General features: G+C 60.2%; 13 protein-coding genes and 1 tRNA gene. 5 read left to right on the top strand and 9 right to left on the bottom strand.

Annotation, left to right across the window (positions count from 1 at the left end; genetic code table 11):
- From AAAX34_RS08000 to AAAX34_RS07960, 9 genes are all read right to left on the bottom strand, one after another.
- Positions 1-427, bottom strand: a 427-nt coding sequence (locus tag AAAX34_RS08000) for a GDP-mannose 4,6-dehydratase (protein ID WP_349110762.1), incomplete at its 3' end; no start/stop codon positions are given.
- A 12-nt stretch (positions 428-439) separates the two neighbouring features.
- Positions 440-1,339, bottom strand: coding sequence for a glucose-1-phosphate thymidylyltransferase RfbA (gene rfbA, locus AAAX34_RS07995; protein WP_349110761.1), 900 nt, complete (start codon positions 1,337-1,339; stop codon positions 440-442).
- Between the two features lie 3 nt (positions 1,340-1,342).
- Positions 1,343-2,509 carry a DUF1972 domain-containing protein gene (locus AAAX34_RS07990; RefSeq protein WP_349110760.1) on the bottom strand — a complete coding sequence of 389 codons (1,167 nt, stop codon included), beginning with the start codon at positions 2,507-2,509 and terminating at the stop codon, positions 1,343-1,345.
- Positions 2,509-3,195 (bottom strand): sugar transferase, encoded by a 687-nt coding sequence (locus tag AAAX34_RS07985; RefSeq protein WP_349110759.1) that lies wholly within the window; start codon positions 3,193-3,195, stop codon positions 2,509-2,511. The genes AAAX34_RS07990 and AAAX34_RS07985 overlap by 1 nt, the downstream gene beginning before the upstream one ends.
- A 129-nt stretch (positions 3,196-3,324) precedes the next feature.
- Positions 3,325-3,669, bottom strand: a complete 345-nt coding sequence (locus tag AAAX34_RS07980; protein WP_349110758.1) for a KOW motif-containing protein — start codon at positions 3,667-3,669, stop codon at positions 3,325-3,327.
- A gap of 63 nt (positions 3,670-3,732) precedes the next feature.
- Positions 3,733-3,870, bottom strand: coding sequence for a hypothetical protein (locus AAAX34_RS07975; protein ID WP_349110757.1), 138 nt, complete (start codon positions 3,868-3,870; stop codon positions 3,733-3,735).
- Between the two features lie 778 nt (positions 3,871-4,648).
- A tRNA-Ala gene (locus AAAX34_RS07970) sits at positions 4,649-4,724 on the bottom strand.
- Positions 4,725-4,793: 69 nt separating this feature from the next.
- Complete coding sequence (locus tag AAAX34_RS07965) at positions 4,794-5,435, bottom strand: thiamine diphosphokinase (RefSeq protein ID WP_349110756.1); 642 nt, start codon at positions 5,433-5,435, stop codon at positions 4,794-4,796.
- Between the two features lie 9 nt (positions 5,436-5,444).
- Positions 5,445-6,134 (bottom strand): HAD family phosphatase, encoded by a 690-nt coding sequence (locus AAAX34_RS07960; RefSeq protein WP_349110754.1) that lies wholly within the window; start codon positions 6,132-6,134, stop codon positions 5,445-5,447.
- Between the two features lie 454 nt (positions 6,135-6,588).
- Here AAAX34_RS07960 and glgB point away from each other — a divergent pair, with 454 nt between their 5' ends.
- The 5 genes from glgB (at position 6,589) to glgA (ending at position 16,008) form a co-directional block, all read left to right on the top strand.
- Positions 6,589-8,724 (top strand): 1,4-alpha-glucan branching protein GlgB, encoded by a 2,136-nt coding sequence (gene glgB / locus AAAX34_RS07955; protein ID WP_349110764.1) that lies wholly within the window; start codon positions 6,589-6,591, stop codon positions 8,722-8,724.
- A gap of 94 nt (positions 8,725-8,818) precedes the next feature.
- Positions 8,819-11,245, top strand: a complete 2,427-nt coding sequence (locus AAAX34_RS07950; protein ID WP_349110753.1) for a glycogen/starch/alpha-glucan phosphorylase — start codon at positions 8,819-8,821, stop codon at positions 11,243-11,245.
- Between the two features lie 107 nt (positions 11,246-11,352).
- Complete coding sequence (locus tag AAAX34_RS07945) at positions 11,353-12,501, top strand: glucose-1-phosphate adenylyltransferase (RefSeq protein ID WP_349110751.1); 1,149 nt, start codon at positions 11,353-11,355, stop codon at positions 12,499-12,501.
- 4 nt (positions 12,502-12,505) lie between these two features.
- Positions 12,506-13,633, top strand: a complete 1,128-nt coding sequence (gene glgD, locus AAAX34_RS07940) for a glucose-1-phosphate adenylyltransferase subunit GlgD (protein ID WP_349110750.1) — start codon at positions 12,506-12,508, stop codon at positions 13,631-13,633.
- A gap of 89 nt (positions 13,634-13,722) precedes the next feature.
- Positions 13,723-16,008, top strand: coding sequence for a glycogen synthase GlgA (glgA, locus tag AAAX34_RS07935; RefSeq protein ID WP_349110748.1), 2,286 nt, complete (start codon positions 13,723-13,725; stop codon positions 16,006-16,008).
- Positions 16,009-16,256 lie beyond the last annotated feature (248 nt).

Here is a 16,256-nt window from a genome sequence, read left to right as displayed (position 1 = left end):
ACTTCGCCGGGTCGTCGAGCGCCAGGTCGCCGTAGACCTCGTCGGTGGAGACGTGGTGGTAGCGGATGCCGTATTTGCGGACGGCCTCCAGCAGGCGGAAGGTGCCCTCGACGTTGGTGCGCAGGAACGGCTCCGGGTCGGCGATGGAGTTGTCGTTGTGGCTCTCGGCGGCGTAGTGCACGATCGCGTCGTGGCCCGGGACGATCCTGTCCAGCAGCTCCGCGTCGCAGATGTCGCCCACGACGAGCTCCACGCGGTCGGAGGGCAGCCCGGCGATGTTCTCGGGGTTGCCGGCGTAGGTCAGCTTGTCCAGGACGGTGACGTGGACGCCCGGGTGGTTGTTCACGACGTAGTGCACGAAGTTGCTGCCGATGAAGCCGCAGCCGCCCGTGACGATGATGTTCTTGGGTTCGAAGATCTCAGACATGAGGGGTTCCTCCTAGTACTCGCGCGGGCTGTTGACGATCTCGCCGGCGGCGACCTTCTTCAGGTGCTGCCCGTAGACCGACTTGCCGTAGGCCTTCGCGGCCCCCTCCAGCTCCGCGGTCGTGATCCAGCCGTTCTCCCATGCGATCTCCTCGGGGACCGAGACCGGCAGGTCCTGGGAGTGCTCGACGGCGCGGACGAACTCCGCCGCCTCGTGCAGGCTCTCCATGGTGCCGGTGTCCAGCCACGCGTAGCCGCGGCCGAGGGTGACGACGGACAGCGTCCCCTCCTCCAGGTACATCTGGTTGAGCGTGGTGATCTCCAGCTCGCCTCGGGCCGAGGGCTGCACCCTATGCGCCTTGGCGGCCACGTCGCCCGGGTAGAAATAAAGGCCGGTGACGGCGTAGGAGCTCTTGGGCTCGGCGGGCTTCTCCTCGATGGAGACGGCCCTCCCCTCGCCGTCGAACTCGACGACGCCGAAGCGCTCGGGGTCGTCGACGTGGTAGCCGAAGACCGTGGCGCGGCCCGACTCTGCGTTCTGCACGGCGCGCGTAAGGTGGCGCGACAGGCCGTTGCCGTAGAAGATGTTGTCGCCGAGCACGAGGGCGCACGGCTCGCCGGCGATGAACTCCTCGCCGATGGTGAAGGCCTGCGCCAGGCCGTCCGGCGAGGGCTGCTCGGCGTAGGAGAGGTTCACGCCGTAGCGCGAGCCGTCCCCGAGCAGACGCTCGAAGTTGGGCAGGTCGGTCGACGTGGAGATGACCAGGATGTCCCGGATGCCCGCCAGCATGAGGGTGGATAGCGGGTAGTAGATCATGGGCTTGTCGTAGACCGGCAGCAGCTGCTTGGAGGTCACGAGCGTGAGCGGGTACAGGCGCGTGCCGGACCCGCCTGCGAGGATGATGCCTTTCACTGGTTATCTCCTTCCGAGGAAAAGGTCTTCGTAGCTGTCAGTGATGGACCGCCACGAATACCGGTCGCGGATAACGGAGGTCGATGGCGTATCGAGCTCCTCGATCGACTTCCAATCCATCACGTCGGCGCTATTGATAAGTTCAGCCAAGTCTCCGGATTCCTTGCTCCAATACAGGGCCGAGTCCTCAGCGACCTCGCGGTTGAAACCGACGTCGAGAAGGAGGTTGAGGCGCGTGGACGCCAGCGCCTCCAGGAGGCTCGGGTTGGTGCCGCCGACCTCATGGCCGTGGAAGTAGCCGTAAGCCTGCTCGCGGATCTTCTTCAGGAGCTCCTGGTCGTAGACGGTCCCGACGAACTTGATGCGAGGATCGGACTTGAAGTGCGTCTTCCGCTCGAGCTCCGCGAGGAAGGAGTCGTCCACTCCCGTCACGAGCGCAAAGTCGCGCTTGGAGTCGGAAGCCATGAACTCCCGGATCATGGTCTCGTAGTTGTTCTCGGGCACGAAGCGTCCCACGACCAGGTAGTAGCCGAAGGGCTCGAGGCTCTTCTCGGAGAGCCATCCAGTGAACTTGGGGTCGTCGTCCGCGAGCGCTGAGTGCCTGATGTCGGCCCCGTAGGCGATGAAGGTCGTCTCGGGGTGCAGGTCGGCATACTCCCCTCGAATGTACTTCTCGATGTTCTTGGAGTCGCACACCATCAGGTCGGCGTGCTTGACCATCCCGCGCTCCGAGACTTTCCAGTACCTGCGGACGGGCGCGCTCCACTTGGCGCGCTTCCACTCGTGGCCGTCGGGGTTCACGAAGACCTTGCCACCAAGGGCGTGGATCCTCTTTACGTACTTTCCGAAAAACGGTCCGATGCGACAGGCCAGCACGTAGACGATGGGGTGCTCGACACGGTTATTCTCGATATAGGCGGTGCACCACTTGAGGGCGTCTATGTCGTAGAAGATCGCCCTAGCGGCTCCGACGGGCCTGCGTAGTACCTTGAAGCAATGCGCTCCGTTGTGCTCGAACTCGCCGACCTCCTCGGCGGAGTCCACAGCGCACGCCACGTGGTACTTGATGTCGGGCAATACCTGATTCTCGGTCAGTTTCTCCACGAACGTCTCGTAGCCGCCGTAGTTTGCCGGAATTCCCTTGGATCCGATGATGAAAACATGCTGCATTAGTACGCATCGCTCCCGTTAAAGACCTCCAGAACCGTTAGGAGGATGATCTTGAAGTCCGTGATGACTCCGCGCTTGGCTATGTATTCGAGGTCCCGGCGGACCATGCCGTCGAAACCGGTGGAGTTGCGCTCCGTAACCTGCCAGAGCCCCGTAATACCTGGTTTCACTGCTAGCCTCTGCAGGTCGTACTCGGTGTACTCAGCTACCTCATTCGGCAGCGGCGGACGCGGGCCCACCACGGACATCTGGCCCAGAAACACGTTCAGGAACTGTGGGAACTCGTCAATGGAGTGCTTGCGGATGAACTTGCCGATCCTGGTAACGCGCGGGTCCTCCTTCATCTTGAACATGGCACCGGCGATCTCGTTCTGCTCCTTGAGATCTGCCAGGCGCTCGTCGGCGTCCTTGTACATGGAGCGGAACTTCCACATGCGGAAGGTGGACAGGCTGCCATCGCGGTGGGTCTGGCCCACGCGGATCTGGCTGTAGAAGGGGTTGCCCTCGCTCTCAAGGCGGATGGCCGCGGCAAGCACAAGGCTGGGAACGGCGATGACGGCCAGCACGCAGCCGCTGAACACGACGTCAAAGGCGCGCTTGACGGCGCGGTAGACCAAGCGCGAACGATCCCAGTCCATGATGGACTGCATGGCCTTGTAGCGGCCGGCGCCCTCTCGTCGGTCCATGGCCTGAGCAATAAGCGCTGCCCCCGCAGGCGCATCCGTTGCAAATTGAGTTTTATCCGACACGTTTTCTTCCAAGACTTCGTCCCCGGGTCGGGGATCCTCCCTGTTCTGTGTAGCGATCGCCTTCAATTAGGCGATCGCCTTTTTAAGGTTGCGCATGACGCGCTGCTCGGCCGAAAGCACGGCAAGGCCAACGCGCGTAGTTACGCGTCGACCGCAAAGGTCGAGCTCCAAATAAGCAGTGCTCTTGCGTCTGTTAATGGTTTTGATAAGGCCTTCGTGGCCCAACAGTGGACCTGCCGTCACTATGACCTGGTCACCGTCTTTTAGGGCCTCGCTCATGGGCACTACGCGGTCTCCCCTATGCGTAAAGCCGCCAATAAGCTGGACCTCTTCTTTTGCCAGCGGCACAAACTGACCGTCCTGGGATAACACACGGGCAAAGTCGTCCATACGCAGCAGATACTGCTGCACGGTACGGGGATCTGCCGTATCGCAGATAAGATAACCGGGAAAGAGCGGCTTGGTCGTATTGACCTATTCGCCGTGTACTTTAATCTCGGTTTGAAATTGGGGATAAAAGAGCTCCTGCATGGCGCTCGCCGGCACCATGCGCTCGATGCGCTCGCGCATTACGTCTTCGCGACCGTTAATGACCTGGATCACATACCACACGAGCACCACCCCCTTGTCGTCTTACGTGTGGCTCAAGGGGTTTGGGTATGGCTTCGCCAGGGCGCTCATGCGCGAAGGCGCTCAATATTCAAACCCTGAGCCCAGTCAGACAAGCACGTGGCTCTGCCCCACCGTGAACGGCATGTATGAGTGCAGTTGCTAGAGTCGCGGACGTGTATCGCATAAAAGAACGCGACCCCAGCTGGCTGCGTGCAATCCAGTCAAGCGGGTACAAAACTGAATCGCACGCAAACAGCTGGAAGACTGCTACGTTTTGGCATGCAATCCACTAATTATTTGCACTAGGGAATTAACTCAACACAAATAAACAACGACGCATGACTTCTTTATTGGAGCTCGTGGTGTTTCTGGCACCGCCGTTACGGCCGGATGCTGATCGACCCTGCGTTTTGCGACTTGCTGGAGCCGCGAGCACAGTTGAACTCATGTAACGTTAGGTATCCTAGCACAAGCTGGTAGCGAAACTGATTTGGCTTGTGGTGGTCAACATATCGTTCATTTAGCGTGTTCAAGGGGGTTGTTTTGGGATGTTGTTCACATTGGCGCAGGATATTGGGGTGCTAGCGGAGGTTATGGATGCTCCTGAAGCCCGAATTGACCAGCGAGGCGTACTGGTAATTGCGTTTGTCCAACAAACTATGTACAGAGATGGGAAATAAATTGTGCAACTTTTTGTTGGTGTGGATTGGGTTTATGGCGCGATGTGTATTGGCATGAAAAAAGGCCTTCGGAATTCCGAAGGCCTTTGCATTCACGATGGTGGAGACGAGGGGGATCGAACCCCTGACCTCTTGACTGCCAGTCAAGCGCTCTCCCAGCTGAGCTACGCCCCCGTGACGTGGAGATACTATAGGGGAAGTTGGCGTGACGTGCAAGGACTTTTTTGGTCAGATTCTAAATGCCTAACGATATAGGTAAGCGATGGCGGTGCCGGTGTGGACTTGGATCGTGGCTGTTGACCTGACGACGTTGCTAATGCCCGTATCGGCCAACAGGCCCAAGGGACTGTGATCTAGCTCCCATTCTAGGCCGTGCTCGCTTACAACCGTCCCAGGGGCTATAGCGATTATGGAGAACGTCTGCCCCTCGGCACCTTCGATGATCCAGGATTCGCCTGCGTGAAGGAAGCGAGCGACCACCTTGTCCTCGACAATCCAGACAGGGGCAACCTCGTAGCCCGCGAGCAGCCCCAGCACGGACAGCGCCATGTCCGGACGGCCACCCGTGGCGCAGGTCGCAACCACTTCGGCACCCGGCCAGCGACGGCGGATGGAATCGAGCGCCAACGCAAGATCGGTATAGTCCTTGTACGGGTTGTGGCGCTCAACTTCAAAGTCGGTGGCGGCATCGACCAGCGCACGACCCACATCGCTCACCGTGTCGGCATCCCCCACATAAACGTCGCAGCTCAGTCCCGCGCCCAGCAGTGCGTCGAGGCCGCGGTCCACGGCGACAACGTGGTCGCACTCCCCTGCTAGCCTACGCAACAGATCCGCGCTCGCTACCACGGGCGAGCCGCAGGCCACTAATACCTTGCAAGCCACAGCTCTCGCCTATCCCTCAAACGAAAGAACGCGGGCCAGATCTAGCTCCTCGTAGCTGTCGATAAAGATATCGCAGTTGGCGCGCACATCGTCGCGCTTCATACGGCCGTGCGGGTCATAAATACCCACACGCTTAAAGCCGGCGGAGCCAGAGCTCTTTAGGCCAAAGACGGCATCCTCAAACACCCATGCGCGCTCAAACTTGTGCCCATGGCGCTCCTCCAGGCGGCGCAGCGCAAGCTCGTATACGTCGGGGAATTGCTTGGAGCGTCCCGCCTCGCCCGTCGTGGTAACAAACTCCATGTAAGCGTCGAGCCCCGCACCTGCGAGCGCAGACTGCACCAGCTCGGCCGGCGTGGACGTAGCCACGCACATGGCAATGCCCGCTGCCTTCGCCTGCTCCAAAAATGCCAGGAGCCCCTCGCGCGGCGGCACCTTGGAGTAGCCATCGATCAGAATGTCACTCAGCTCGCGATAGAGCTCCTCGCCATTCGCGCCAATGCCCCACGTGTCGTGGTAGGCCTGGCATTCGTCCTCGAGCGAAAGATGCTCAAACTGGGCAAAATCGTCGACCGTCACGTCGACACCGTGGCGGTGCAATAATTCGGGCTGAGCATAGGCCCAAACGGGGGTGCTATTTACCAGCGTGCCGTCGCAATCGAAAATAAAAGCAACCTTGGGAGCGGCGGTATGGGACATAAACGAACCTTTCGATATCAAATGGTAAACATCCTGCTAAAAACGTTTTACCAAACGTCAGCCAAACAATTTTGAAACCCAAATTGGTAAAACTGTCAAGAGTTTTACCACGGCAATTCTGTCAGTGGTATAAACATGTCGCTTACCGATTAAACGCCCCAGCAAATCCGCTTTCGTCCATAAAACTAACGCACAGGTGTTATCGTAGTTTCTGCCGAAAGTTCCACCGAGCACGCGAGGTGGAACGAATCACAGAAACTTCGCCGTCCCTTCGATTCGTGCAGCCTTGGACCTTTCGCATCTAGTCACCAAGGCAACACGCTGCCGCGTCATGATGGGATCAAACGTGAGCGATACAAAGCTAAAGCCAACGGCTAAAAAGCCCGCAACCCGCAAACCGGCTCCGCACGCACCGGAGCTCTCCAAGGACGATATCTACCTGTTTGGCATTGGTATGTGGGAGCGCAGCTGGGAAAAGATGGGCGCGCATCCCGACACGCAGCAGCGCACGCGCGGCTGGCGCTTTTGCGTTTGGGCGCCCGACGTAAAGAGTGTCCATGTCATTGGCGAATTTAACGACTGGGATGAGGAAGCCAACCCGCTGGTGCCCGTGCATACGAGCGCTATTTGGGAAGGCTTTATTCCTGGTGCCGAGCAGGGCCAGCTCTATAAATACCTTATCGAGACCAACGAGGGCGAAAAGCTCTACAAGGCCGATCCATACGCCTTTAAGGCCGAGTGCCCTCCGGGTACTGCGAGCGTGCTGTGGACACTCGATGGCTACAAGTGGAACGACGCCGCATGGCTCAAGCGCCGCGCCGACCACAACCACATGTCGCAGCCGCTTAACATCTACGAGGTGCATATTGGCTCGTGGAAGCGCCACGGTGACGCGCCGCAGGGCGAGCCCGACGAGTACGGCAACTACCCCGGTCCCATGGATCCCTTCCCCGCGCAGCGCGGCGAGTTCTACACCTACGACGACCTGTCGGTCGAGCTCGTGGACTACGTGCGCGATATGGGCTATACGCATATCGAGGTCATGCCGCTTATGGAGCATCCCTTCGATGGCTCATGGGGCTACCAGACGACCGGCTACTACGCCGCCACGTCGCGCTACGGCAACCCGCAGCAGCTCATGCACTTTATCGATGCGTGCCACGAGGCGGGTATCGGCGTGATCATGGACTGGGTGCCCGGCGGTTTTTGCGCCGATTCCCACGGCCTTGCCACCTTTAACGGCCACATGCTGTTTGAGCACGAGATTCATCCCAACTGGGGCACGCACAAGTTTGACTTCGCCCGCGGCGAGGTCCGCTCCTTCCTGGTCTCAAACGTGCTGTATTGGCTCGAGAACTTCCATGTGGACGGCATCCGCATGGACGGCGTTTCCAGCATGCTGTACCTCAACTTTGGCATCGACGATCCCGGCCAAAAGAAATTCAATAAGTACGGTACCGAGGAAGACTTGGACGCCAGCGCGTTTATCCGCCAGGTCAACTGCGCCGTGGAGGCGCACTACCCCGACGTGATGATGATGGCCGAGGAGTCCACCGCGTGGCCGCTCGTGACCTACCCGCCGCAGGACGGCGGCCTGGGCTTCCACTACAAGTGGGACATGGGCTGGATGAACGACACCCTGCACTACATGCAGACCGATTTTCCGTGGCGCCCCGGCAACCACGGGTTGCTCACGTTCTCTATCATGTACGCCTTTACCGAGAACTTTATCTGCCCGCTGAGCCACGACGAGGTCGTTCACGGCAAGTGTTCGCTGATCGGCCGCATGCCGGGCGACTGGTGGCGCCAGTTTGCCGGCCTGCGCACGCTGGCCTTCTATCAGATGACGCACCCCGGTGCCAAGCTCAACTTTATGGGCAACGAGATCGGCCAGTTTATTGAGTGGCGCTACTACGAGTCCATCCAGTGGTTCCTGACCGAGGAGTACGAGACCCACCGTCATCATCAGGCGTTTATCAAGGCGCTCAACCACCTGTACACCGCCGAGCCCGCCCTGTACGAGCGCGGCTACACCGACGACGGCTTTACCTGGATCGACGCGGACAACTCCAAGCAGTCCATCGTGAGCTTTGTGCGTCAGGGCGAGGACGTCGATGACGACTTGGTGATCCTCATCAACTTTGACCCGGCAAGCTACGAGAGCTTCCGCGTGGGCGTACCGCGTGAGGGTGACTGGGAGGTCATCTTCGATTCTGACCGTCCTGAGTTTGGCGGCAGCGGCTATGCCGGCGAGGAGCCTTACACCTGCTCGAGTGAGCCCTATCCCTGGAACGGGCAGATGGACTCCATTGAGATTAAGGTGCCCGGCCTGGCAGGCGTGGTGCTTAAGCGCCGCGGCCCCAGCAGCTATAAGCCGCCCGTGGTCGATGAGCCCAAGAAGGCGACGCGCAAGCGTGCGTCCTCTGTGAAGCCCAAGCCCGCGGCCGCCAAGAAGGCTCCGGCTAAGGCGAAAGCTGCCAAGCGCGCTGCCAAGGCTTCGGCCAAGACCACGGCCAAGAAGGCAACCACCAAAAAGGCTGCTCCCAAGGCCAAGACAGCTGCTGTTAAGGCTCCTGCCAAGAAAGCGTAACAAAGGCGTTACCACTGTAATTACCCGCCCCGCGGGGGCGTAGGATACATGTCATAACCGTTCCGGGAGATACATCCCCGGGGGAAAGGAACGTATGAATAAGATCTTCGAAAACAAGCAGGAGTTTACCGAGCTCTATCGCGATGCCGTTATGAGCATCAGCGGCAAGAGTGTCGAGGCCGCCAGCGACCTCGACCGCTTTAACGCCCTGGCCAAGCTTGTGGCCGAGAAGGCACGCACCGTTGCCACCAAGAGCGACGCCCGCGCGGCCGCCGAGGGCAAGAAGCGCGTGTACTACTTCTCGATCGAGTTTTTGATCGGCCGCCTGCTCGACAACTATCTGCTCAACTTTGGCGTGCGCGACATGGTCGCCGAGGCGCTCGACGACATGGGTTTCGACCTGTCCGTCATCGAGAACCAGGAGCCCGATCCGGCGCTGGGCAACGGTGGCCTGGGCCGTCTGGCCGCATGCTTTCTGGATTCCATGGCAGCCGAGGGTATTGCCGGCTACGGCAACGGCATGCGCTACCGCTACGGCCTGTTTAAGCAGGAGATCGTCAACGGCAGCCAGGTCGAGGCTACCGACGAGTGGCTCACCCACGGCTATCCCTGGGAGGTCCGCCGTCAGGACAAGGCCGTGACCATTAAGTTTGGTGGCCATGTTGAGGGCTTTGAGGAGAACGGCCGCACGTTCTACCGCACGGTGGACACGCAGGACATCCTGGCCGTCCCCTACGACATCCCCGTTGTGGGCTATGCCGGCGAGACTGTCAACAAGCTGCGCGTCTGGGCTGCCGAGCCGGTCGAGGAGCACTTCGATCTGGAGGCCTTCAACCGCGGCGACTACGCCCTGGCCGATGCCGAGCGTGCCGAGGCCGAGGCCATCAGCGCCATCCTCTACCCCAACGACGCCGGTGAGCACGGCCGTCTGCTGCGCCTGAAGCAGGAGTACCTGTTCGTCTCGGCCGGCATCTACAGCCTGCTCGACACCTTTGAGAAGGAACACGGCGCTAACTGGGAGCTGCTGCCGCAGTTTGTGGCCATCCACACCAACGATACCCACCCCGCCATGTGCGGCCCCGAGCTCATGCGTATCCTCATCGACGAGAAGAAGCTCGAGTGGGATGACGCCTGGAATATCGTGACGCAGGTCGTGAGCTACACCAACCACACCATCCTGCCCGAAGCCCTGGAGAAGTGGCCCATTGGCACGTTCTCCAAACTCCTCCCCCGCGTGTACCAGATCATCGACGAGATCAGCCGTCGTTGGCACGAGTCGTTCGACACTACGCAGGAGGGCTGGCAAGAGCGTTTGCGCCAGACCGCCATCCTGTGGGACGGCGAGATTCGCATGGCCAACCTGTCCGTGATCTGCAGCCACAGCGTCAACGGCGTGGCCAAGATCCACTCTGACATCATCAAGAACATCGTGCTTAAGGACTTCTATGCCTTAACGCCCGAGAAGTTCAACAACAAGACCAACGGCATCTCGCACCGTCGCTTCTTTGCCGAGGCCAACCCCACCTACGCTAAGCTCGTGACCGAGGCCATTGGCGATGGCTGGCTCAAGAACGCCTTTGAGCTGGAAAAGCTCAAAGAGTTCCAGAACGACACCGAGTTCCTGAAGGCCGTGGGTACCTCCAAGCGCGCAAACAAGGAACGTCTGGCCGCCTACGTCAAGGCCGAGACCGGTCTGGTCATCGACCCCAACACCGTCTTCGATGTTCAGGTGAAGCGCTTCCACGCCTACAAGCGACAGCTCATGAACATCATGAAGGTAATGGACATCTACAACCGTCGCATCGCCAATCCCAACTTCCACGTGACGCCGACGACCTTCATCTTTAGCGGCAAGGCTGCCTCGAGCTACACCTTTGCCAAGGAGACCATCCGCCTCATTAACTCCGTGGCCGACGTCATCAACAACGACCCACGCGTCAACGAGGTCATGAAGGTCTGCTTTATCCCCAACTTCCGCGTGAGCAACGCCCAGCTCATCTACCCTGCCGCCGAGATCTCGGAGCAGATTTCCACGGCCGGCAAGGAGGCCTCGGGCACGTCCAACATGAAGCTCATGATGAACGGCGCCATTACGCTGGGCACCCTCGACGGCGCCAACATCGAGATCGCCGACCTGGCCGGTCGCGAGAACGAGGCCATCTTTGGCCTGACCGCTCCCGAGGTCGAGGAGCTCTGGGCATCCAACAGCTACTTTGCATGGGATACCCTCAACGGCGACCGCGAGCGCCTGGGCCGCGTGATGGACGAGCTCAAGGACAACACCTTTGCGGGTCTTTCGGGTAACTTCGAGAGCATTTACAACGAGCTCATGAACAACAACGACCTCGACCTGGTCATGGCCGATTTCCGCAGCTACGTGGATGCATGGGAAAAGCTTACCGGCAGCTACGGCGACCAGGAGACCTGGAACCGCAAGGCCCTGCTCAACACCGCCTCGAGCGGCTGGTTCTCGAGCGACCGCACCATTCGCGAGTACCGCGACGAGATCTGGCACGCGTAAAGGCCGCGAGCTCCCTTATGCCAGCACGGCATTACTCGACGGGCGCAACGTTGCGCTGCGCCCGTCGCTAATGGGTTTAAGAACATCGATGACAGAAGGAGAAATCGATGAGTAAGAAAGAATGTATCGCGATGCTCCTCGCAGGAGGACAGGGCAGCCGATTGGGGGCACTCACCCAAAAGATCGCCAAGCCGGCGGTTAGCTTTGGTGGCAAGTTCCGCATTATCGACTTCTCGCTCTCCAACTGCTCCAACTCGGGCATCGACACGGTGGGCGTTCTGACGCAGTATCGCCCCTACCTGCTGCATGCTTATGTGGGCTCCGGCGAGGCATGGGATCTGGACAGCCGCGACGGCGGTGTGTCGATCCTGCCGCCGTACGAGACGCAGACCGGTGGCGCCTGGTATGCGGGCACGGCCGACGCCATTACGCAGAACCTGGACTACATCAAGGCCAACGACCCCAAGTACGTCCTGATTCTTTCGGGCGATCACCTGTATCGCATGGACTACCGCAAGATGCTCAAGACGCACATTGAGAACAACGCCGACCTCACGGTGAGCGTTATGCCCGTGCCGTGGGAGGAGGCCAGTCGCTTTGGTATCCTGACCACTGACCCCGAGGACGGCCGCATCACCAAGTTCACCGAGAAGCCCGATAAGCCCGATTCGAACCTCGCGTCCATGGGCATCTACATCTTCTCGGCCGACGTGCTGATCGAGGCGCTCGAGGAGGACGCTCTGGACCAGCGCTCGAGCCACGACTTTGGCAAGGACATCATCCCCAAGCTGCTCGGCGAGGGCAAGCGCCTGTACAGCTACGAGTTCCACGGCTTTTGGAAGGATGTCGGCACCATCGCCAGCTTCCACGAGACCTCGATGGACCTGCTGGGCAACAACCCCGAGTTCGATCTGTTCGACAAGCACTTCCCCATCATGTCCAACATCACCACGCGTCCGCCGCACTACATTGGACCGGACGGCCGTCTGGACGACTGCCTGGTCTCCAACGGCTGCAAGATCTACGGCACCGCTCGCCACTCGATCCTTTCGACCGACGTCATCATCGAGGAGCGCGCCGTGGTAGAGGACTCCGTGCTGCTGCCGGGTGCGCACGTTAAGAGCGGCGCGCACATCTGCCGCGCTATTTTGGGCGAGAACTCCACGGTCGAAGAGGGCGTGAAGCTCGGCTCTGTCGATACCACCAAGGATGCGGCCGTCGTTGGAAATGACGTCGTTATCGGGAAGGGGGAATGATCCGATGATCAATCGCAAGGCCATCGGTTATATCACCGCTAACTACTCTTCGACCTACGGCAGCGTACTGCTCAAGGACCGCCCCATCGCGTCCGTCCCGTTTTTGGGCCGCTACCGCCTGATCGACTTCCCGCTGTCCAACATGATGAATGCCGGCATCAAGACCGTCGGCGTCGTCATGCCGGGTAACTACCGCTCGCTGATCGACCACGTGGGCTCGGGCAAGGACTGGGGCCTGGACCGCAAGAAGGGCGGCCTGTTCATGGTGCCCGGCAATGCGTATGGCACCACCAAGGGCGGCATGCGCTTCCTGCTTCGCGACATCATCTCCAACAAGACGCTGTTCCAGCGCTCGGACAAGCCCTATGTCGTGATGATGGGCACCAACATCATCTTTAACATGGACCTCAACACCATCATCGACGCGCACGAGAACTCCGGTGCCCAGATGACCGTGGTGTACTGCAAGGCCACGCACAACGTCGATGACGAGACCAAACTCGAAATTAACGAGAACGGCCGCCTGACGGGCGTGAGCGCCGGCGTCGTGTACGGCGACAACGCCTCTATGGACTGCTGCATCGTCAACCGCGAGACGCTGCTCGAGATCATCGACCACTACCAGGCCGCCGACTATCTGGACCTGCTCGAGGCACTCCAGGGCGACTTTGGCAACATCGACGTTTGCAGCTACGAGTACAAGGGCGAGGTCGTGGGCGTGTTTAGCGAGAAGTCGCTGTATCGCCGCAGCATGGACCTGCTCGACCAGACCGTGGCCGACCAGCTCTTTGACCCCGAGCGCCCGATTCTGACCAAGGCTCACGACGTGCCGCCTTCGCGCTATGCGACCGGCAGCCACGCGTGCAACTCGATCATCTCGGCCGGCTGCATCATCAAGGGCACCGTGCGCAACTCGATCCTGTCGCGTGGCGTCGTGGTCGAGGAAGGCGCCTCGGTGACGAACTCGATCATCAACCAGAGCTGCGTCATCAAGAGCGGCGCCCGCGTTGAGAATGCCATCCTGGACAAGAACAACGTGGTTCCCACCAACACCGAGCTTCGCGGCACGCGCGAGAACATTCTGGTGCTGGGAAAGGCCCCGTTAACTTCTGATATCACCAACGCGAGCTAGCTTTGGCACCGCAACATCGCTCGTGACACGTAGAATAGCCGCCCGGTTTGCGCCAGGCGGCTATTCTCGAATTGCAACAGGGAGACAATATGGCTGATTCCAGCAAAAAGATGCAGATCGTGTTTGCCTCGGCCGAGTGCGCGCCGTTTGTGAAGACCGGTGGCCTGGGCGACGTAGCGGGCTCGCTACCTGCGGCGCTTGTGCGCGCCGGCGCCGAAGTCATCGTGATGGTGCCCAAGTACGCCACCATCAAGGACGAGTACAAGGCGCAGATGGAGCACTTCTCCGACTTTTACGTGAGCCTGGGCTGGCGTAACGAGTACTGCGGTCTCGAGAAGCTCGAGCACGACGGCGTCACCTATATGTTCATCGACAACGAGCGCTACTTTGCGCGCGACTATCCGTACGGCTTCTTTGACGACGGCGAGCGCTTTGCGTTCTTCTCCAAGGCCATCACCGAGAGCCTGCAGCACCTGCCGGCCGGCTTTGAGTGCGACATCCTGCACTGCAACGACTGGCAGACGGCGCTGGCGCCCGTGTTTTTGCGCGAGTTCTACCAGGGCCTGCCGCTGTACGACCGCGTTAAGACCGTCTTCTCGATTCACAACGTGGCGTTCCAGGGCCAGTTTAGCGACACCGTGATGGAGGACATCCTGGGTGTGGCGCATATTCCGGCGGCCGCCTCGCAGCTGCGTTGCGACGCCTGCAGCATTAACTACATGCTGGGCGCGCTGCACTATGCCGATGCCATCACCACCGTGAGCCCCACCTACGCGGGCGAGATCCAAACGCCCGAGTTTGGCGAAGGCCTGGACGGCGTGCTGCGCGAGCGTTCCTACGCGCTGCAGGGTATCCTCAACGGTATTGATGTGGCGGGCTTTGACCCGGCGACCGACAAGCGCATTGCAGCCAACTACACGGTTGACGACCGTTCCGGCAAGGCCGTGTGCAAGGCCAAGCTGCAGGAGGAGCTGGGCCTCGAGGTTCGCGACGACCGTCCGCTCATGGTGATGGTCACGCGCCTGACACGCCAGAAGGGCATGGACCTGGTCATGTACGCGCTCGACCGCATCCTGTCCGGCGGCGTGCAGGTGGCCGTGCTGGGTACCGGCGACCGCGATTACGAGGACGGCCTGCGCTACTTCCAGGACAAGTACCCCGGCACCATGGCCGCACGCATCGAGTTCGATCCGGCGCTGTCGCAGCGCATGTATGCCGCCGCCGACATGTTCCTGATGCCGTCGAAGTTTGAGCCCTGCGGCCTGTCGCAGATCATCGCCATGCGCTACGGCACCCTGCCCATCGTGCGCGAGACCGGTGGCCTGAAGGACACCGTGCAGCCGTACAACGAGTTTACCGGCGAGGGCACGGGCTTCTCGTTTACCAACTTTAACGGCGACGAGATGGGCGACGCGGTGTTCCGCGCAGCACGCCTGTTCTGGGACAACCGCGATGCCTGGAACCAGCTGGTCACGCAGGCCATGAGTCAGGACTTTAGCTGGACGCGCTCGGCCGACAAGTATCTGGACCTGTACTTCTTTATGCACCCGGAGATTGAGAGGCCGGTGGCGGTTGTCGAGGAGCCTGAGGCTGTTGCTGAGCCGGTGGCCGCTGAGGAGCCCAAGGCCGAAGAGAAGCCGGTTGAGGCTAAGCCCGCAAAGGCCGAGCCTGAGGTGAAGCCCGCAGCAAAGCCTGCGGCTAAGAAGACCACGACTCGCAAGACGACCGCTAAGAAGCCCACTGCGACTAAGGCAGCGGCAACCAAGACCACCGTTGCCAAGGCAACGACCACGCGTAAGCGTACCACCGCAGCTGCCAAGAAGGCCGCCGAGGCCGAGGCTGCTCCCGAGGTAAAGGCCGACGCCACCGAGGATAAGCCTGCGGTAAAGACTCCGGCCAAGACCGCTGCCAAGAAGAGGACCGCGACCACCAAGAAGGCAACGGCAGCCAAGAAGACCACGACAACGAAGTCGACGACCAAAGCCGCCACGACCAAGGCAGCCGCAAAACCGGTCGCCAAGCTTGAGGAGACGTCCGCCGAGTCCAAGGCCGAGGCAACCGTCGAGGGCAAGCCGGCCGCCAAGACCACCACACGCAAGCGCACTACAACGACGACCAAAAAGACCACGACCACAGCTGCTGCTCCCGAGGGGGAGGCTAAGGTCGAGGACAAGCCCGCAGTAAAGGCCAAGCCGGCCCCGAAGGCATCCGAGACCAAGTCCGCTGCCGTCAAAGAGGAACCCAAGGCCGAGGTAAAGGCCAAGACCGAGCCCGCCAAGGAGACGCCGGTCTCCCCCGCCGCCGCAACCGAGAAAAAGACGCCGTCGAAGAAAACATCCGTCCGCAAGGCAACGGCCACCCGCAAGCGCCGCTAATCCGGACGATTAAAACTTAATCCTTAACGCAAAAGAGGGCGCCCCAACCAGGCGCCCTCTTCTTGGTTGAACTTCTCTATTAAAAAGAGGGCCGGTTTACTACGACAAAATGGCTCCTGCCGACCACGGAGATTAATATACGAAATTGGCAACACCTCTACCTGCGGTTTTAATATCACCAAAATGACCGTGGCTGAGATCTTTCAATTTGTCGTAGTAAACCGAAGTACTTTTGTTTGACTACAAAT

This window comes from Collinsella sp. CLA-ER-H4, from assembly GCF_040092395.1.
In the GTDB taxonomy this organism is placed as follows: Bacteria; Actinomycetota; Coriobacteriia; order Coriobacteriales; family Coriobacteriaceae; genus Collinsella.
The sequence above is the reverse complement of the archived record's forward strand: the minus strand, read 5'-3'. Positions and strand labels throughout refer to the sequence as shown.

Excerpts from the sequence above, each read along its gene's own strand:
- AAAX34_RS07990 (WP_349110760.1), bottom strand. The coding sequence starts at position 2,509 with ATGCAGCATGTTTTCATCATCGGATCCAAGGGAATTCCGGCAAACTAC.
- AAAX34_RS07985 (WP_349110759.1), bottom strand. The coding sequence starts at position 3,195 with ATGGACCGACGAGAGGGCGCCGGCCGCTACAAGGCCATGCAGTCCATC.
- AAAX34_RS07960 (WP_349110754.1), bottom strand. The coding sequence starts at position 6,134 with ATGTCCCATACCGCCGCTCCCAAGGTTGCTTTTATTTTCGATTGCGAC.
- glgB (WP_349110764.1), top strand. The coding sequence starts at position 6,589 with ATGTGGGAGCGCAGCTGGGAAAAGATGGGCGCGCATCCCGACACGCAG.
- AAAX34_RS07950 (WP_349110753.1), top strand. The coding sequence starts at position 8,819 with ATGAATAAGATCTTCGAAAACAAGCAGGAGTTTACCGAGCTCTATCGC.
- AAAX34_RS07945 (WP_349110751.1), top strand. The coding sequence starts at position 11,353 with ATGAGTAAGAAAGAATGTATCGCGATGCTCCTCGCAGGAGGACAGGGC.
- glgD (WP_349110750.1), top strand. The coding sequence starts at position 12,506 with ATGATCAATCGCAAGGCCATCGGTTATATCACCGCTAACTACTCTTCG.
- glgA (WP_349110748.1), top strand. The coding sequence starts at position 13,723 with ATGGCTGATTCCAGCAAAAAGATGCAGATCGTGTTTGCCTCGGCCGAG.